Origin of the sequence: Bacillus licheniformis DSM 13 = ATCC 14580, assembly GCF_000011645.1 — a bacterium.
Lineage (GTDB): Bacteria > Bacillota > Bacilli > Bacillales > Bacillaceae > Bacillus > Bacillus licheniformis.
The window spans coordinates 1,955,488-1,973,061 of sequence record NC_006270.3 but is presented as its reverse complement, the minus strand read 5'-3'; the positions used below and the strand labels follow the sequence as shown (position 1 = coordinate 1,973,061).

Annotated in this window: 27 protein-coding genes; 2 read left to right on the top strand and 25 right to left on the bottom strand. The window is 41.0% G+C overall.

Translation table 11 applies throughout. From position 1 onward, the window contains the following. Positions 1 to 157: 157 nt before the first annotated feature. The 13 genes from wrbA to TRNA_RS31475 all read right to left on the bottom strand — a co-directional run bounded on the left by wrbA (position 158) and on the right by TRNA_RS31475 (position 8,673). Positions 158 to 769 (bottom strand): NAD(P)H:quinone oxidoreductase, encoded by a 612-nt coding sequence (wrbA, locus tag TRNA_RS31530; RefSeq protein WP_011198006.1) that lies wholly within the window; start codon positions 767 to 769, stop codon positions 158 to 160. Between the two features lie 201 nt (positions 770 to 970). Further along, a complete protein-coding gene (locus TRNA_RS31525) occupies positions 971 to 1,579 on the bottom strand; it encodes a flavin reductase family protein (protein ID WP_009328237.1) in 609 nt (202 codons plus the stop codon). A 21-nt stretch (positions 1,580 to 1,600) separates the two neighbouring features. Continuing rightward, positions 1,601 to 2,539 carry a ring-cleaving dioxygenase gene (locus tag TRNA_RS31520; protein WP_003182207.1) on the bottom strand — a complete coding sequence of 313 codons (939 nt, stop codon included), beginning with the start codon at positions 2,537 to 2,539 and terminating at the stop codon, positions 1,601 to 1,603. Between the two features lie 35 nt (positions 2,540 to 2,574). Continuing rightward, entirely contained in the window at positions 2,575 to 3,198 is a 624-nt protein-coding gene (locus TRNA_RS31515; protein ID WP_003182204.1) for a nitroreductase family protein, read from the bottom strand. A gap of 72 nt (positions 3,199 to 3,270) precedes the next feature. After that, the gene (locus tag TRNA_RS31510; RefSeq protein WP_003182202.1) at positions 3,271 to 3,726 is read right to left on the bottom strand and encodes a MarR family winged helix-turn-helix transcriptional regulator; all 456 of its coding nucleotides are present in this window, start codon (positions 3,724 to 3,726) and stop codon (positions 3,271 to 3,273) included. A gap of 230 nt (positions 3,727 to 3,956) precedes the next feature. After that, the gene (locus TRNA_RS31505) at positions 3,957 to 4,535 is read right to left on the bottom strand and encodes a TetR/AcrR family transcriptional regulator (protein ID WP_003182199.1); all 579 of its coding nucleotides are present in this window, start codon (positions 4,533 to 4,535) and stop codon (positions 3,957 to 3,959) included. Between the two features lie 318 nt (positions 4,536 to 4,853). Next, positions 4,854 to 5,156, bottom strand: coding sequence for a hypothetical protein (locus TRNA_RS31500; protein WP_003182197.1), 303 nt, complete (start codon positions 5,154 to 5,156; stop codon positions 4,854 to 4,856). After that, on the bottom strand, positions 5,149 to 5,667 hold the full coding sequence (locus TRNA_RS31495) for a GNAT family N-acetyltransferase (protein WP_003182196.1): 519 nt from the start codon (positions 5,665 to 5,667) through the stop codon (positions 5,149 to 5,151). Before TRNA_RS31495 ends, TRNA_RS31500 begins: the two co-directional genes overlap by 8 nt. Positions 5,668 to 5,798: 131 nt before the next feature. Continuing rightward, positions 5,799 to 6,599, bottom strand: a complete 801-nt coding sequence (locus tag TRNA_RS31490; RefSeq protein ID WP_003182194.1) for a DUF2935 domain-containing protein — start codon at positions 6,597 to 6,599, stop codon at positions 5,799 to 5,801. An 84-nt stretch (positions 6,600 to 6,683) separates the two neighbouring features. Beyond that, positions 6,684 to 7,547 carry a manganese catalase family protein gene (locus TRNA_RS31485; RefSeq protein WP_003182192.1) on the bottom strand — a complete coding sequence of 288 codons (864 nt, stop codon included), beginning with the start codon at positions 7,545 to 7,547 and terminating at the stop codon, positions 6,684 to 6,686. Positions 7,548 to 7,695: 148 nt separating this feature from the next. Next, entirely contained in the window at positions 7,696 to 7,962 is a 267-nt protein-coding gene (locus TRNA_RS44135) for a redoxin domain-containing protein (protein WP_011201661.1), read from the bottom strand. Positions 7,963 to 7,974: 12 nt separating this feature from the next. Continuing rightward, a complete protein-coding gene (locus TRNA_RS44130; protein ID WP_164971865.1) occupies positions 7,975 to 8,121 on the bottom strand; it encodes a hypothetical protein in 147 nt (48 codons plus the stop codon). Between the two features lie 117 nt (positions 8,122 to 8,238). After that, on the bottom strand, positions 8,239 to 8,673 hold the full coding sequence (locus TRNA_RS31475; RefSeq protein ID WP_003182188.1) for a hypothetical protein: 435 nt from the start codon (positions 8,671 to 8,673) through the stop codon (positions 8,239 to 8,241). Positions 8,674 to 8,886: 213 nt separating this feature from the next. Between TRNA_RS31475 and TRNA_RS31470 the strand changes: the two genes are divergently transcribed. Next, positions 8,887 to 9,213 (top strand): YxeA family protein, encoded by a 327-nt coding sequence (locus TRNA_RS31470; protein WP_206696990.1) that lies wholly within the window; start codon positions 8,887 to 8,889, stop codon positions 9,211 to 9,213. 37 nt (positions 9,214 to 9,250) lie between these two features. Here the strand turns inward: TRNA_RS31470 and speG are convergent, their stop codons facing one another. From speG to TRNA_RS31450, 4 genes are all read right to left on the bottom strand, one after another. Then, a complete protein-coding gene (speG, locus tag TRNA_RS31465) occupies positions 9,251 to 9,793 on the bottom strand; it encodes a spermidine N1-acetyltransferase (protein ID WP_003182184.1) in 543 nt (180 codons plus the stop codon). Between the two features lie 28 nt (positions 9,794 to 9,821). After that, positions 9,822 to 10,139 (bottom strand): DMT family transporter, encoded by a 318-nt coding sequence (locus TRNA_RS31460; protein ID WP_011198005.1) that lies wholly within the window; start codon positions 10,137 to 10,139, stop codon positions 9,822 to 9,824. Continuing rightward, positions 10,139 to 10,474, bottom strand: a complete 336-nt coding sequence (locus TRNA_RS31455) for a DMT family transporter (RefSeq protein WP_011198004.1) — start codon at positions 10,472 to 10,474, stop codon at positions 10,139 to 10,141. The genes TRNA_RS31460 and TRNA_RS31455 overlap by 1 nt, the downstream gene beginning before the upstream one ends. Positions 10,475 to 10,555: 81 nt before the next feature. Then, on the bottom strand, positions 10,556 to 11,140 hold the full coding sequence (locus tag TRNA_RS31450; protein ID WP_009328246.1) for a TetR family transcriptional regulator: 585 nt from the start codon (positions 11,138 to 11,140) through the stop codon (positions 10,556 to 10,558). 713 nt (positions 11,141 to 11,853) lie between these two features. Here TRNA_RS31450 and TRNA_RS31445 point away from each other — a divergent pair. Next, complete coding sequence (locus TRNA_RS31445) at positions 11,854 to 12,474, top strand: hypothetical protein (protein ID WP_003182178.1); 621 nt, start codon at positions 11,854 to 11,856, stop codon at positions 12,472 to 12,474. 348 nt (positions 12,475 to 12,822) lie between these two features. Here TRNA_RS31445 and TRNA_RS43875 read toward each other — a convergent pair whose 3' ends face one another. The 8 genes from TRNA_RS43875 to TRNA_RS31410 all read right to left on the bottom strand — a co-directional run bounded on the left by TRNA_RS43875 (position 12,823) and on the right by TRNA_RS31410 (position 17,499). Beyond that, complete coding sequence (locus TRNA_RS43875; protein ID WP_003182176.1) at positions 12,823 to 12,996, bottom strand: hypothetical protein; 174 nt, start codon at positions 12,994 to 12,996, stop codon at positions 12,823 to 12,825. Positions 12,997 to 13,114: 118 nt separating this feature from the next. After that, the gene (locus TRNA_RS31440) at positions 13,115 to 13,591 is read right to left on the bottom strand and encodes a hypothetical protein (protein ID WP_003182174.1); all 477 of its coding nucleotides are present in this window, start codon (positions 13,589 to 13,591) and stop codon (positions 13,115 to 13,117) included. Between the two features lie 160 nt (positions 13,592 to 13,751). Then, the gene (locus TRNA_RS31435; protein ID WP_003182172.1) at positions 13,752 to 14,327 is read right to left on the bottom strand and encodes a GNAT family N-acetyltransferase; all 576 of its coding nucleotides are present in this window, start codon (positions 14,325 to 14,327) and stop codon (positions 13,752 to 13,754) included. 33 nt (positions 14,328 to 14,360) lie between these two features. Further along, entirely contained in the window at positions 14,361 to 14,840 is a 480-nt protein-coding gene (locus TRNA_RS31430; protein WP_003182169.1) for a YdhH/YoaO family protein, read from the bottom strand. Between the two features lie 106 nt (positions 14,841 to 14,946). Continuing rightward, positions 14,947 to 15,543, bottom strand: a complete 597-nt coding sequence (locus TRNA_RS31425; protein WP_003182167.1) for an SAM-dependent methyltransferase — start codon at positions 15,541 to 15,543, stop codon at positions 14,947 to 14,949. A gap of 141 nt (positions 15,544 to 15,684) precedes the next feature. Beyond that, entirely contained in the window at positions 15,685 to 16,089 is a 405-nt protein-coding gene (locus TRNA_RS31420; RefSeq protein WP_223307095.1) for a hypothetical protein, read from the bottom strand. 127 nt (positions 16,090 to 16,216) lie between these two features. Continuing rightward, positions 16,217 to 16,459, bottom strand: coding sequence for a hypothetical protein (locus TRNA_RS31415; protein WP_003182164.1), 243 nt, complete (start codon positions 16,457 to 16,459; stop codon positions 16,217 to 16,219). Between the two features lie 62 nt (positions 16,460 to 16,521). After that, entirely contained in the window at positions 16,522 to 17,499 is a 978-nt protein-coding gene (locus TRNA_RS31410) for an alpha/beta hydrolase (RefSeq protein WP_003182162.1), read from the bottom strand. Positions 17,500 to 17,574 lie beyond the last annotated feature (75 nt).

Below are 17,574 nucleotides of genomic sequence, written 5' to 3'. Positions count from 1 at the left end.
GCACGGGCATCGTTATAGGATATGTCGGATATCTTATTCCTTATGCCGCGCAATTATGGCGTGTTCGCAGTCAAATGAAGACATCAAATAAGAAAAACGGCTCAACTGAACCAACTAAAAAAAGAGCCAGTCATTTGGCTCTTTTAAATTTCAAATATTACTGATTGCCCTTTTTGACCCATTCAGCTACGGTCACCGTTCGTTTTGCTTGATGTTTCACTGCGGCTTCTACGTCTTCAATCATCTTCCCGTCTTGATCGACTGTAACACTCGTTCCATATGGATTTCCGCCAGCCCCAAATAGGACAGGATCAGTGTATCCAGGAGAAGCAATAATAGCTCCCCAGTGCATCATTGAAGTATATAAGGACAAGATCGTCGCTTCTTGACCACCATGTGGATTTTGAGCGGAGGACATTGCACTTACAACTTTATTAACTGTCTTGCCGTTTGCCCAAAGTCCGCCTTGTGTATCAAGAAACTGTTTCATTTGGGATGCCATATTGCCAAAACGCGTTGGTGTACTGAATATAATAGCGTCTGCCCACTCTATATCTTCTGAGGTTACGACTGGAATGTCTTTTGTTGCATCAACAGTTGCTTTCCATACTTCATTTCCTTCAATAACTGATTGCGGAGCCAATTCTTGTACTTTTAATACTTTGACGTCAGCGCCTGCTTCTTTTGCGCCTTCTGCAGCCCATTTTGCTAATTGATAGTTTGTTCCGCCCATACTATAAAAAACTACAGCTAATTTCACATTTGACATATGATCCATCTCCTTTGATTTTCTAAATAATTTGTCTTAAAAATCCCATATTTTACACCCGCTTTTTTGTTTTCTTTTTTTAAACCTTTTAAAAACCACCCCCTTGAAAGTGTTTCGCTGCCTTTATTATTCCTTGCTACAATAAGCTTAAAACATTTCAGTTTAATAAATCTCAACTTCGAGATATCGTGGATGGTTATATTACTTCGGTCTTTCCCTGGTAAAGATTTCACCAATCTTTGCGTAATCATGCCCGGCCAATCGGCTGATGGCTCCGAGGCCTCTCGGATCAATTTTTCCATTTTCATAAATGCCGCTCTCGATATGATATTGAACGACTTGACCTATCATGAAATCGCAGCCGGGAGAGTGTTTATCTCCCAACTCTAATGAATACTCCAGAACACATTCCATGCGCACTTTCGCTTCTTTAACCCCCGGTACCGAGACTTTCACACTTTCAACCGGGGTTAACTCCGCTAACTGAATTTCACTTTGACTTGGAGGTAGGCTCGCGGCCGTTGCATTCACTTTTTCAACATTTTGTTCATCAACGATATGGACCACAAATTCTTTGCTCTTCAGAATGTTTCTCGCTGTATCTTTTTGGCTCCCTTCAGAACGTTGTATGGACAGGGAGATCATGGGAGGATTTGAAGATACAATATTAAAATAACTAAATGGAGCTCCGTTTAAGACGCCCTCCTCTGACAGGCTTGTAACAAACGCCACGGGTCTTGGTATGATACTCCCGATTAAAAACTTGTAGTTCTCTCTTTCCGTTTTTGTAAGCGGATCAATGGACAGCATTGAATCACTTCCGTGCAAAAATTAATCCAGCGCCTTCACTGTTATAGGAATTAATCTTCTTTCTAACTGCTCTCTGTAGTGTTCATACTGAGCCGGCAACATTAACTGTTCTCCCATTGTTTGATGTGATTCATCATGGGCGAACCCTGGAGGATCTGTTGCAATTTCAAATAAAATCTCCCCGTGTTCTCTAAAATAAATCGCGTTAAAATAATTTCTGTCTTGCACGGGTGTAACACGATAACCATTTTCTGCAACATATTTTTGCCATTCTAATTGATCATTGTCATCAATAGCTCTCCAGGCAATATGGTGAACTGTACCAATCCCCATTTGTCCGCTGCCTATAGTTGTTAATTTCAAATCAATTATATTCCCGATATCACCAGAAGAACGAAAACGTACAAAATCTCCTTCTTCACCAACTTTTTCAAGTCCCATAACCTTTTCTAATAATTCAGCCGTTTTTTCCGGTTGTTTGGATAAAAGTGTTGCTCCGCCAAATCCTTTGATTGCTTTGTCCGGTGTAATTTCTCCTATCTTCCAGCTGTTCTTTTCCCCTTCTTCTCTTTCGACAATTTCCAGATGAAGTCCATGAGGATCATCGAACTCTAAGTACTCCTCTCCAAAACGGTTCATTTTTGTATAAGGCAAATTAAATTTTGCCAATCTGTTTTCCCAAAATGCCATTGCGCCTTTAGGAACGACGTATGAAGTAACTCCCACCTGGCCATCTCCAATGACTCCTCGGCGAGCACCCACCCATGGAAAGAATGTAATAATCGTTCCCGGTTTTCCGCCTTCATTACCGAAATACAGGTGGTATGTTCCCGGATCATCAAAATTAACAGTTTTTTTCACTAAACGTAAACCTAGAACGCCAGCGTAAAAATCGACATTCTCTTGCGGATGGCCGACAATCGCGGTAATGTGATGGATTCCGCTTGTTTTCTTTTTCATATCATTTCACTCCTCTTTCATGAAACATAGCTTTATTAAGAGATATAGGTTACAAATTCATTTACAGGTTTTCTAAATCCCCGCGGTTTTCTGCTTTCTAATTTTTCCTTCCCAAGGGTGATCATCATGACGACCTCATATTGCTCATTTATATTCAATACCTCTTTTACCTTTTGAGGATCAAAGCCAATCATGGGACAAGTATCCCAACCTTTTTCTTTAGCAGCCATCATAAAGAGCATAGAAGATAATGAGCCATTCCTGATGGCTTCATCCCTTTGAAATGCTTCTCCTCTGGATTGATAGAAAGAAACCGTATCGTGAACCATATCATCATATTCTTGTTTATTAAGTACTCCGAGCAGTTTTAAACCTTCGTAGATTTCTTTTGCTTGATGAAAGGCCTTTTTGTCACCCAAAACGATGATGACTGCCGACGAGCTTAGGATCTTGTATTGGCCATTAGCTGCTTCATGCAACATGTTCTTCTTTTCTTTATCCAACACCGCAATATAGTTTGTATGCTGCAAATTAAAAGCAGAGGGAGCCAATTTTACAATTTCAAATATTTCATTAAGCTCCTGTTCAGAAATTGAATATCCAGGAAGAAAATTACTTGCTGATCGTCTTTCTTTTACTAACTCTAGAAATTCGGTCATTACTACTACCTCGCAATCGACATTTATTATGAATTCGTATATTTCGAATTCGAGATATTGTCGTAAAAAAATTTACATGCTTTGGGCATGGAAGCCCAGTTTTTTCAACTTTTCAATTAGAACTTCTTTTTCTTTAATGTCCAGCCCGCCGAAAATGCCTTTCATAGCTGCTTTATGTTTAGGAAAAAGATTGTTCATCAGTGCAGTTCCTTCATTCGTTAAGGCAGCGTATGTTATACGGCGATCTTTAGGACAAGGCCTTCTTACTATTAAACTTTTCTTCTCCAGCTTATCTATAACATAGGTAATACTGCTGCTTGCGATTAATACCTTTTCGCCTATTTTTTGTATCGGCTGATCGCCTTTATTATAGATTAATTCTAAAACAGCAAACTCAGTTGGATTTAATCCTAAACATTTAATGTCTTCTTCCACACGCTTTTTAATCGATTGTAATGCTCGAGACAAGACAATAAATGCCTTTAAAGACAACTCCTCTTCATATCTCTCCATATCTTGACTGCCCATGGCATTCATCCTTTTTAATTATCTCGAATTCGAGATAATTGTATAATAACGATTTGCTTGTGTCAACTATTTAAAAGAAATAAACGCTCGATGTTAAACGGTTGCATGTGATTTGCTTTGTTGTGCGGCGTACCGAAGTGGATTCATCTGACGCAAAAAACCGCCGACTCAAGGTCGGCAGCGCCGGCTGTTTCAAAAGTCTTATGATGTATTCATAGCTTGTCTTTTATCTAAAGATGCAGCTTCGGATTCAGCAAGAAAATAATGGACTGAAGCTGTTCCTGTTTATTAATCGACGGATCCGCGTGGTGTTGATGGTTGTAGCCGTTAAAGATGGCAATCAGCGTAGACGCCATCACCTTCGGATGGAGCTGTTTCTGAACAATGCCTTCTTCCTGCAGCTGCTCAATCATTTCGACAAAAAACTCCCTCCACTGCTCATACAGAAGGGCTACCTTTCTTTGAATCTCAGGATATCTATGACTATTTGCCATAAATTCCAAAAATAAAGCTGTCGAATGCTCTTTATTTGATGTTTGAATCAAGTGTTCAATCCCCGCGAGCAATCCCCTCAGCGTCTTTTTTCGAAAACAATTCATGCTGGTCTGAAAGCGATCTTCCATCTGCTCATTCATAATATGGAGAAACAGCATCTCCTTTGACTTAAAATACAAATAAAACGTAGCTTTAGAAAAACCGGCTTCTTTCATAATTTCATCTACAGAGGTTGCCGAATATCCATTTTGGGCGAACAGACGATATCCGGCTTCTACGATCTTTTGAACCGTATTCTGTGTCTTCTTTTTCATTAAGCTGTCTGTCCTCTCTACTTCTCTAATTAAGTTAAACCGTCTATGTATTTAAATATACTGGGAACGTCAAGGACTTGTTATGTGAAAGAAAATTGGAAAAAGCCGCTTAAAATCTTTGCTCAAACATACACCTGCAGCCTAAGCGGACGTTCTACCATCAAGCATAGCAGTGACATATAAACACCGCCAAGTGGCATAAGCCCGGTAAGCCAACAAGGTCAATCGCCCTAACAGGCTCCGGTATGTTCCTTCCCTTGCAAAATTCCCAACATTCATTCTAGCATTTACTGCTAAAAACTTCATATATATTGCAATTTATTTAATTGGATTTTTCTGTTTTTTAAAAGCCTCAATGAAATACCCGGGGTCAACGTTCACTTCATAAGCAAATACCCCCTTGTTCGTATGGAGGTAAAGCAAACCGGCCTCGGAAAAAGGTCTGTATGAAACGTCATAGACGTGCTCCAAACGATACTGGCGGCTTGCTGTTAAAATTTTATCGTTGTACAAGTACATTTGATTCTGCTTTTTTGTATAAGTTTGCCGGTTAAAATCAATCGTCCGTTCTGTTTTGTAATAGCTGACAGCAGCAATGGCCTGATGGCACCCGTCATTCATTTGAAACCTCCCTTTGCTGTTCGTTGATTAATTTGGACATGACATATTCATCAACATATTGCCCTTTTACTTTCAAAGCATGCTTTTTAGTGCCTTCAATGATAAAGCCCGTTTTTTTGTATAAACGAACGGCAGCTGTATTATGAGTCATAACAGTCAGTTCAAGTCTGTGAATCTTTTCTTCACAGGCCCATTTTTCCAATGCCTGAAAAAGCTTTACTCCAATACCTTGTCCGATATACGCTTGGCGTATGCCGATCACCACATGGGCGCGGTGGCGAGCTCTCTGAACCTGCCCCTTGGCTGCTGCAACATATCCGATTAAGCTTCCGTCGTCAGCCGCACAAACAAAAACTTCGCACATTCCGGATTCGATCTGTTTGATTTGCCGTTGCGCGTGAAGCTTTCGTTCACCTGGTTCAAACAGCATGAATTCAGATTCTTCATCGATCGTTTCACAGAGTTTGAGATAGCTTTTGGCATCTGAATCCTTTATTTTTCTGACTTGCACGAAAAAGCCCTCCAAACAGTCTTTAGATTTTCTATATATTCTGAATTATAATCGCATGAAAAAGGCTGTGCAAACTTGCAGGTGCCAAATCGATTCGCAGCTTCATCAAAAAAACAGCAAAACCGCCGGCTTTACTTTTCAAGCAGCCTCGGTTTTGCAGGGTCGCACGCAGGTTCTTGCGTATTTGTCGATTCGGCGATTTTCATTAAATAATAGCATTCTTCCCTCATCATATGGTCTGCCATCAGTGCGGAGAACGTACCGAGCATCTGATCTGTAAGCTCCAATTCCTCCACTTCTTTCAAAAATGTACGGAACAGTTCGATCTCAAGCTTCACGTCTTTGTTCATCCTTCTGAGAGCGGGAAAAGATTCAACATTCGCTCTGAGATATCCCGTCAATTCAACGGATTTAATGTAGAACTGTTCAAAGTGTTTGACAAACTCCCGGCTCTTTTCTTTCAATCGTTTTTCAACCGCATCCAAGTCATCGGCAATCGCGCCGGCATGTCCGGCGGCATCCATCAGCCACAGCATATGGTGGTGCAGCTCGTGGAAAACAGGCGGCGCTTCCCGCTTTTTCAAGTATTTTAGCACAAGCAAATGTTCCTCCAGTTCATTTACCATATGGTTGATAAAAGTTGGAGAAAGGTGAATTTTAATATCGCCTGTCAGGTGCCTTTTAATGATGAAGAGTTTAAATTTCCTGAACTGAAGAGCATATTCTTCAGCTTCAAGCGTTAATGAATACAAATCAGGCGAAGCGTTCACTTTTTTCAGCAAAACATCAAACGCTTGCTTGAACTGCTTCGCCTTTTGAATATCGTTTTTTTCCCTTTCGGCGAGAGAGTCCAAAATAAAACGCGCATGATCACCTAAAACCTGAAGCCAAAAGGTATGTTCGAAAACGGCCGTTTCCTTATAAGTTTTCAAGCTTGCGCCTCCCTTTAAATACCATTCTTCAATATGGCTATTCGCTGCAAGCCCGAAATATGATCATAGGAAAAATAAAGCGGTTCAATAAAGATTCGGAGGCAGTACATCATCCCGGTGATGTTGAATAACTGATGGCGGCGTATCATGAATATATGGAGGCGCAGGTCTTAACACCGGTTTTTTCGCAAGGGGCTGAGGATGCTCAACATACTGAAAAACGCCTTCTCCATCCATGCTCGGTCCCTTCGCCCATCTGCCTGCAGCGCTCTCGTTGCCTCTTGAAAAATTAAATAATACATGGGAGACTTCCCTTTTTTCCAGATTGCGCGGAAACGTACTTGGGACGACGACATTTTCTTTCGCTTCCAGTTCTTTGATGGCTGCAAGCCACTGGTTTTGATGCATCGTATCCCTTGCAATCAGCCAGGAGAGCATATCTTTAACACCGCGGTCCGTCGTCTCTTCATAAAGGCGGACGGCCTGCAGGCGCCCCTGTGATTCCGCGTTTAAATTTGCCCGAAAGTCGGCAAGCAAATTTCCGCTTGCGATAATATAATCGGCGGTCCAGCGGTTTCCCACACTGTCGGCCGGCATCGCCCCTAATCCTGATACGATGGCATGCTGCGGATTCATCCCTCCCAGAATGGCACCGATCACAGGATCTTTTGCCGCTTTTTCAAGATCACCGACCGGCGCACCGTCCAAAAGCCTTGCGATCATCGTCGCCAGCATCTCGATATGGGCAAGCTCTTCAGCTCCTGTATCCATCAGCAGATCTTTGTACTTGCCATTGCCCCTGACACTCCATCCTTGGAAAAGATACTGCAGAGCTACTGATATTTCCCCGAACTGTCCTCCAAGTATCTCTTGCAGCTTTTTCGCAAATAATGGATCGGGTTTATCAGGCTTTGCGTGATACTGTAGTTCTTTAATATGAAAAAACATAAGATCGCTCCTCTCCTGAGCTACCTTATGAACGATAAGAACAATAGGTGTTTGTCTATGCCTTTTGAATGAGTTTCTATGAATCGCTAAGAATGTCTGCAACCCACATATCAACTTGCCGCTCAGACATTCCTCCGACATACATTCGCTACGCTCTCCCTTCCCGATTAATGAATATACTTGCAGGCAAATAATACATTTCCCAAGAACGGTAAACTTCAGCCGATTGATCCAAAGCGACCGGAAAAGTTAAGCCATGGCGGTCGACAAAGCTCTTTACCGCACCTTTCGATTCACGCACATTGACAGCGATGATTTCAAAACCGTCTCCTTTAAAACGGTCATAAGCTTTTTGCATGACGGGCATCTCCTCTTTGCACGGTGTACAAAAAGCCCCCCAAAAGTTGACAAGCACCGCCTTTCCCCGTCATTTTTTCAGTTCGATGTCACCGCCCTCTAAAGTCGATAATTTAAAATGTAATGCCTGCTGATGAAGGACGGCGCCTGCCTGTTCATTCCGGCCTCCGGCAACATGCTGATAAAGAGCATAACCAGCCGCAGAACATAGCAGCAAGAGGATGGCGCCTCTCAATAAAAGCAGCGTTTGTTTTTTCTCCTGATATTTAGCATTTTTTGCGATGATATGAAAAAAGGACTCTGGAAAAGTCCCCTCCCGCGCTTTCTATATCAATTAGTAGCCCGGCATTTGGTGCTCAAAGCCGTAAAAACCTGTGATTCCAACATCCCCGCACCCCGACACTTTTGTGATATCCAAGAAATGATTTCGGTGCGGCGACCCGCTCACTTTATCTGCAGCACTTAAATGAAGATGATTTCCCGTATACTCTTTCTCGCTTAAAGTGACCGCATGTCCTGTTAACGTGATTCTCTGCAGCTTGATGTTGAGTGTGCAGCCTTCCGCGTTAAAAATCGTAAGCTTGTAATACAGCCATGTCGGGTAGTAATTTACATTGGTGCTGTCCGCCATAAAAAATCCCACATGATCTTCAGTCATTGTCATGGTCATCTTTTTCTCATCTTTTATAACCGCAGCTTCAGCAGGCTGGATGTGAATACCGAAGGCCGTCATGATTGAAAACACCATCAAACATACGATTTTTTTCATTGGCGCCCCTCCTTTTTTCCATATTATAAACTTTATTGAATAAAAAGGATATTGAAATTTAATTTGCCTGCGTGTGCTAAAACGATCCCTTACAAAAGTGTAATGTTCATGTCACGTTATTCAATTTTTTTATCAGACAATGAATCTTATCATTTTAGACAGAAACATAAATGAGGAGAAAAAGTGAAAAACCATATTCCATGGATCAGCCTGATGATCATATTTGCCGCATTTTTAAGCGGATGTAACTTAAACCGTGTGGGGACGGACGAATATTATGTTCACATTACTGGAAACGGGGAGGAAGACACGTCGAAATTTGACGACGGCGAGGAATACTCCGTCTTCAAATATGAACTGGCCGGTTTTGATGAAGACGGTCAAGAAAAAACAATGGAATTCACAGCTGATAAAAACCTTCGCATAGGCGCGTTTTTGAGGCTTTTCTATTCTGAAAACAAAGGCGTGAAGTCATGGGAAGAGGTTGACAAAGACGATATTCCCGCCAAAGCCAAAGAGCAATTAGGTGTGAAAAATTAAAAAAGCATGCAGGAGATGGCGCCGCCATCTCTTTTATTTATCCCTGCATGCCTTCCTCTTTGCTTTTTTTAAGTGATAAAAACTCATCCTGAAAAATGCACATTCTAATGGCGTTACGATAATAGCCGTCGACGAAAAATTCATCCTGCAGCTCGCTCTCGATAGTGAACCCTGCCTTTTTATACAAGTGAATCGCTTTTGCATTATCTTCGTCGACGATCAAATACAATTTGTGCAAGTTCAAGACGGAAAATGCGTAGTTCATTGCCAAATATGTTGCGCTTGACGAATAACCGTTCCCTTGATGCTCGGGATCAATTATGATTTGAAACTCCGCCCGCCTGTGAATATAATCAATTTCGACCAGCTCTACCAATCCGATCATCTCAGTCTCTTTCTCTATGATAAAGCGCCGCTCGCTTTGGTCGTGAATGTGTTTGTCAAATAAATCCTGCAGCTCAACAAAAGTCTCGTACGGTTCTTCAAACCAATATGACATAATTTTCGCATCGTTGTTAAGACGGTGGACAAACGGAAGGTCTTCTCTTTCAAGCGGACGCAATTTAAGCTGATTAATCATATCAGCAACCTCCAATGCAAATTAAAATTTAAGATGATGTAAGGCGCAGGCCGATCACCCCGATTATAATAAAGCCAAGCGAGATGAGCTGCGGAGCACGAATACGCTCCTTAAACCAAAATAAACTGACTGCCGTAATGCCGATGCTGCCGATTCCGGTCCATACGGCATATGCAACACCGGCTGATAGCATCTGCATTGCTTTTGAAAGGCAGAAAAAAGACAAGCCAAACCCCAACACCATGACGATAATCGGCCATTTTTTTCTTGTGCCGTCTACATATTTCATAGCGATGGCGGCAATAACCTCTTCGATTCCGGAAATCACTAAAAACATCCATGGCATCATTCATCACCTCCTGACTGGGCATTGTTCTCTTTTGTAAACATCTTCATGCCAATAATGCCTCCCAACAGCACGATCAAAAAGAATATTTGCCCTCCTGAAAAGGTCTCGCCCATAAAAATACCCGTCACATATGTGCCGGCCGTTCCGATCCCGACAAATACGGTATAAGCCGACGCCATCGGAATGTTCCTGTAAGATCGTATCAGCATAATAAAGCTTACCGCGATCAGTACAAAGATCATCAGCCAATCGACGAATGAATCCGCATGTTTAAGACCTGAGGCCCACACCACTTCCAAAAAACCCGCAGCAATTACGAGGAGCCAACTCAATGATAACACCCTTCCTATTGTGAATGAACGTCAGTCATTTTTTAGTCCGATAAAAAATGAACAGCTGCAGCCGGTCATTTTTTACTTGGTTCCTATGCTTCTCTTCAGAAAAGTAAATATTTCTTTTTTGAACACACTGAGCTCTTCGTCGTTTTCCGCCCCGATGTAATAACGTTCCGCTGTGTTTTCGACAAAGTTGATAATCGTTCGGGCCGTCCAGCGCACATTAATGGCCGGAATGACCTCGTTTTTCTCAACTGCTTTTTCAATAAGTCCTTCAAGCCAGGAATAATAAGGCTGATAGATTGCCTCCCATTTTTCCATCGAATGGTCAAAGGCAAGACCTGAGTAGCAAAGAACGATAATATCCTGATGAAGTTCCGTCATGTTGAACGTCTCATCGATCATGATATCCAAGGCGGTCCAGAAAGACATGGTTCCGTCGACCTTGCTCTTAATATGGTCCAAAGAATGTGTCAGAAGATTTTCCGCGATCGCTGGAATCAGCGCATTTTTGGATGAGAAATAAAGATAAAAAGTGCCTTGCGCAGTACCCGCCTTTTTCACGATATCTGAAATCGACGCCTTATCAAGCCCTTTTTCAGAAATGACTTCAATGGCCGCCTGCAAAATCTTTTCATATTTCCCGGACGTTTGCTTTGACATATGCAGACCTCCCTAAAAATGAATGACTATCATTCATTTTAGATGATCGGCTTTTCATTGTCAACCGGTCGGCACAGGACTTATTTCCTTAAAATTTCTTTAAAATCTTAATCATAAGCTGTCTTTGGATATGAATCCCTTTTATAATTTACACATATACCGAAACAGATGGAGTTGATATTGTTGAAACCGCTGATCAAGCTGGCATGCGGAGCTGCCTCCCTTATCGCAGCCGTCCTCGCTGTATGTTTTGCAGTGAAACGAACAAAGACAAACAATAGGAATTAAGGAAAGTACTCAGCATAGCTTTTCTTTTGCTAAAAGCTCTTGTCATCATTCAATCCGGAACTTACTGGTTTCTTCATGACCGTTTAAGATCCTTTCAGCATCCGATTGCGCGATAAAGCGCCTTACTGAAAGGTTCCCAGTCGGTTGGCGATATTTTGATACCAGACCTCATTGTCGAGCATATTAAATTTTTTGCTGATCTCCCTGTTCTGCTTCAAGGGAAATGCAATGTTCATCGTAACAATGAAATCGCAAACGGTTAGACCTCCTATAGATTTCTATTAATCTTTTTGGACTATTATACAATATGAAAATATATACTCAAAATATAACACTTGGAAAATAAATATGATATAATGATTACTCTTATGAGTAAATAAAGGCATTTTACCTTTTCAATATAAAAAACACAAAGGGGCTATAGAATGGAACTTACGATCACCAGAGCACTAAGCGAACTCAAAATGTTGGATAAAAGAATCAAGCGGGCCGTAAATGAAGCCACATTCGGAGGCTTGATGATCGGAAAAAAACTGCCAAACGGATTTCGGACAACCGAAGACTTGGAATCCAGAGCGAAAGCCGATTACCAATCAATCGAAGCCTTAATCAAAAGGCGAAATGCCATTAAGTCTGCCATTGTTGTATCCAACGCGACGACCAAAATCGAAGTGGCCGGAGTCAAGATGACCGTAGCTGAAGCCATCGAAAGAAAAACCTCTATCAGCTACGACATTCAGCTTTTGGATAAACTGAAGGAAGTGTACGCTGATTTAGTCGGCGAAGCCGAGAACGTCAATCAAAAAGTAACGGAAAGACTGGACAAGCATCTCGAGACACTTTTCGGAAAAGACGGCAAAGTAAAAGCGGCTGAAAACCAGGAAATCGTCAAATCTTTCCTCGCAGAAAATGAAGCAAAAATCATCGATCCGCTGAATCTAAAAGAGAAGATCGATTGCTTATCAAAAAAGATCGAGGACTTTGAAATGGAAGTTGACTTTGCATTGTCCGAGAGCAATACACTCACCAAAATCACCATCGATTGACGGCCGATTGTTAGTCAACCGAAAACCGATCAAACTAAACACCTTCCGAGGGAAAGGTTACTCCCTCCTTTTATATCATCAGCACAGCCAAAGAGACGCTGTGCCCATATTGAGATAAAAGCTCAAAGCTCAGCGTTCAGCGTTTAAAGCTTAAGCATCAAAGCTCTTAACAGTTCAAAGCTTACGCCTTAAAGTTAAAAGATCGATAAAATCTGGGAGAAACGGCTGTTTGAGCATTTGTTTACCGGCTCAGTCGGTTGCCGCCCAGCAGGTTGGCTAACAATGGATATCACTAAAAAAACGTCTTAACAGACGTTTTTTTAGTGGATTCCAACTCAAAGGATGAGCTCAATCTTTCTGTTTGTCCTTTTCGATATGCACCCAAAGATAATAAATCACCCCGCCTGCTAAAATAAACACAATCCCCAAGTACCTTTGTTCTGAGGGAACAAAAAATTGAAATAAAAACCCTAAAATTAAAGCCGGTACCATAATCATGAAGTATTTCTTTTTATCCAACATGTAGAACACCCTTGCATTAGTTTTAGCTAAATATACGATATAGGTGCTGTTTGGTTTCAATTTTTAAAGATTCCGCTCTGATTTATGACAATATGAATCTGGAATAATGACGAAAACCTCAAAGGTCTTTTTCTTTATGCAAAATATAATGGCCGCGGGCAGGCTTTTTAATATCTGGGCGATGTTTCATTAAGCTCTTCATAAATGTCGTCATGTTTTTAATCGGAAAGCCGGTTTCTTTCTCGATTTCAGTTTTGAGCTTAATGCCTTTCAAGCCCTCTTCATAGCGGCTTAAAATGTTTATGGCAGCCTCACGCTGTATGGTTGTTTTTGATTGGAAAATAGTATGAGATGGGGTCTTGATAGGCGGATGTTTGTCAGCGGCATGCTGGGATTGTTTTAATTCCTCTGCTGCAGCGCTTGCCAAGTCGATTAATGAAGATTTTTTGTTAATTGCAGGCTCACTCTCCCGATCCAATTCACGCAGCTTCGAATAAATGCCCTCTCGTTCTTTTCGCAATTCCCGCATCACCTGGATCTCCGCATCACCTAGCTGTTCAAGTCTCAAACGCAACGCTTCTCTTTCGTTGAACATATCTCCCACATCCTAAAATTAAGATTCCATTATAGTTTATAGGACTTTTTTAACTTTAACAATTTATTTAAAAATAAATTCAAGAAAAGTTCTTTTTATGGTTAACACATATATGGAATATAAAGGATGGTTTTGTTCGTGATCCCTCTATGGGCAGCACCTACGGCATGACTGATGTTCTTGTATCAATCGGCATATCCTTCGTCCGTCTCCTCCAAATCATATGATCGTATCCCTTCCCCCAATAATCTTTCAGCACATAGTCAGGCTCGCCGAATTTCTTCTTCCATATTCTCTGGGCACCGGGATAGCCGCTGTCCAAACAAAATTCATTTACTCCCTGATTCAAAAAAGTCAAAAACATGACGTTCAACAGCAAAGTCCCGATTCCGCGTCTTTGATAATCCGGGTGGACAAATACCGTTCCTACCTCATATAAATCCTTTAAAGCTCCATCCGTACAAATGCTGATCAATTCGCTTGCAGGGCCATATTCGATAGTACCGATGATTTTATTCAGACGTTGATCTGAAGCGATAAAAAAGTGCCGGCTATTCCCCTTGCTGTCTAAATCTGCTTTCAAGTATTGCCTCTTACTTTCAATTTCACTTTCTTTATCATCGAGCAGATCGGCTATTCCCTCTTTAGCGAAGGTATCCTCGACCACAATTCTGAAAAACTGATTCAGCTCTTCAACGTCGTCAATTCGCGGCCTTCTGATCTCAATATCGTTCATTTTAAATCACTTCCCTATTCAGTGATCGTCGTTTCATTTATACCACGGAATCTTGTTTAATTTCATTGTTTCCGCGTTTTCTTCATCTCCGGTTTTCCATTCCACTTTAACTGATAATGCATGCCCGATAACATCCTCTTCAGGCATAAAATCAAAAGTCGCGATATGATCTTCCATATGGCCTCCGCCATCCATTTCCTCTCCCGTATACTCGGAAAGATCGTATTCTCCTCTGTCATCATACTTTTTGCCATCTATGTATAAGGTGATTGTTTTCACGATCGTTCTTTTCGCATCTTCTTCCGTGCCATTCCAATATAAATTCAAAAAATAATTAGGCCCGATTGACGTTTTATCCGATTTCTCAATCGAAGCATGCCACAGACCGCTTTCTCCCGTTCCTTCATACACCACTTTCTTTCCAAAGATCATTGCACTGACATATCCCCCGACGATTAAAAGCAAAATTGCGCTGATCATCAGCAGCCGCTTGAGTCTAATATTGTTTTTCATCGTTTCCCCCGCTTTCACTACATTAGTAGTAATGAGGGTGAAAAGGTTACGCAAAAAAAAGCGCCGTGAACGGCGCCTTTTTAAAATCAGATTTCCCAGGCAGTATTTATTGCTTTTGCCCAATAAATTGAATGACGTGGGACAGGCCGTTGTGCGAATCTCCTTCATGACGAACGACTTCTCCCATAAAAAAGTGGACAGTACGCCAATCTGAAAAGATTTGCAAAAATTCTTCCGGTGTATATAAAAGTTCTGGATCCTGCGGCCCGCCGCTTTTGTAAGGGATTTGGTGCGTCGAATACACTTCCGTTACGAAAAAGCCCCCGGGCTTCACGGCTTTTTTTACTCCCAGAAGCGTTTTTCGGCGCAGCTCTTCTGGAAAATGTCCAAAAATACATACAATCTCGTCCCACTGATCTTGATTCCAAGACGCTTCATTTAAATCAACAAGCTCCGTCTTTACTGATACATGACGGGTTTCAGCAAGCTTTTGCGTCTTTTTCAGTCCAGATTCGGCATAATCCCATGAAGTGACGTTCATCCCTTGTTCTGCTAAAAAAACCGCATTGCGCCCCTCGCCTTCTGCGATGGCTAAAGCATCGCCCGACAATTGAAGTTTTTTCTGCGAATCTGCCAAAAACGCATTCGGTTCAGTTCCATACACATAGTTCTCATCTTGAAAGCGCTTGTGCCAAAAGTTCATTGTTTTATTCTCCTTTTTTGGATGCTTCCATATCAATGGTGTTGTGATTCTCCGTTCATAGCCATTGATATACCCGCTTCTTTTAGAATATGCATTTCATTTTCACATCGCAGATAAGGTGTTTTTAGCCTTTAGGATAAATCAATATTTTCTTAATGGGATCTTACCAACAAAGCTTTTCAATGAAATCCTATAATGATGTTCAATATCACGTCCAAGTTTTTTGCGTGAAATTTCCATTTGTTCGGTGATGTAATCAAGGTCGAATACATTATATAATTGTTGAGTTTCCCAAATGGTCGTTAGTCGAGCCTTATAATCAAATGGTATCAATGAAATAATGGGTTCGCCCTTTTCATACTCCATTGTGTAATATCTATACTCCGTAACTTTGTTTTTTTTCTTGTTCTTTTTAATCCACTCATTTAAAGAAACATAAAATTCCAATAAGGCGATATTTTCTTTAAAATATGTAATTTCATTTATTTTGATTTCAAGTTCTCCCTCTACTCTCATTGCTACTGAAGGGCCTTTTCTCATTTTCATTGGGATATCTGATTCATCAGATGTGAACTTATAATCAAATTTCACTTTTGGGATATTATGTTTAGATCGAAACAAACTGTCTCACCACTCCGCTCACTTTGGCCCAATATTCCGGATTAGCCATTTTTTACTCGCCTTTGAATGAATCCTTTTCCTTATCATTTGTTCGCAAATGAACGATAATCAAGACTACGCCTAAAATAAGCAGCAGCACAGGATAAAATAATACAGAGGATTGAAAATAAGCTGAAGCTTCATCATTGCCAGCTGCATCAGTTATAACATGAGGAATAGCAACAGATAACAACCGTAAGGTAAATAGCATGACGAGACCAAGCAAAACTGAAACAAATCCGGAAACAAAGTACATAAAAAGCCTCCTATATAATGATTTAGCATTCTGGAAATTGCCCGCTTATTAATAAATTGAAATTACTTATGAAGCTGCTTTAATTTTTTTCGGATGAAAGAAATTGTATCTAATGCCAGTTTTTTGCGACAAAGAACAATTCCGGCATGGCCGCAGTTGTAGAGATGTCTTTCGGGTTTCCCCCAGCTTTCCCACAACTTATCAGCATCCTCTAAGTGAACATATTGGTCATGCACGGCGGAAATCAGCAAAATGTTATCTTTGTTAATTTTCGGCGCAGCTTGGCTGGGATCTGTGATTTCCCAATATGTTTTTAAATCCTCATATGTCACACCGTGCTGTTCTAATTCTTCTCTTATGAATTTACCCGGGATGGTATTCCATATCGCATAAGAAAGACGATTAGCATAAAATATCGATACCACTATGTCGATTTGAGTCTCAAGGGTAGCCAGTAAATTTGTCATCCACCCGCCTAAACTGACGCCCACTATAATAACAGGGCCGTTTTTATTTGCTTTGATCCAATGAATAAGAGCCCGTAAATCGACGATAGCTTGTCTCGTCGAATCAACCGTACGATTCAAATTCGCGCTTATCATCAATTCTCCGCTGTAAAGCGAATGTTCCGGCTCTCTTTCAAAATGATATGGAAGAGAATAGTAATACAAGTTCCAGCCTAATTCGTTCATAATACGATCATGAAATATCTTTTTTATTCTGTCGTATGAATCCATTCGCCAGCCGTGCACAAAAATAACATTAGGCTGATCTATATCATTTTTATTTAAAAAAACCTCGCCTTTTAAAGCATCGTTGACAGGGTCCCCGGATGGAATTAAAGATTCATAGCTGAAATGTCCGGCCAAATGGTTTTTTCTTGATTCATAAAGCATAATGGCGACATCAGCCGCTTTTGCTTTATAAAATTCGTCTCTGTCAATCGGATTCAATGAAAAAGCGGAAAAATGTTCATCTTTACTTCTTTTTCTGTGCAAATCATATAAGGCTAAACGATCGATGATCTTTGCAAAAAACACTTTTTGCCCTCCTGATTGGTATAATGGTGTTTTTTTTTGAAGGCAGTTCTGCCAAGGCCTTTCACACAGACCATT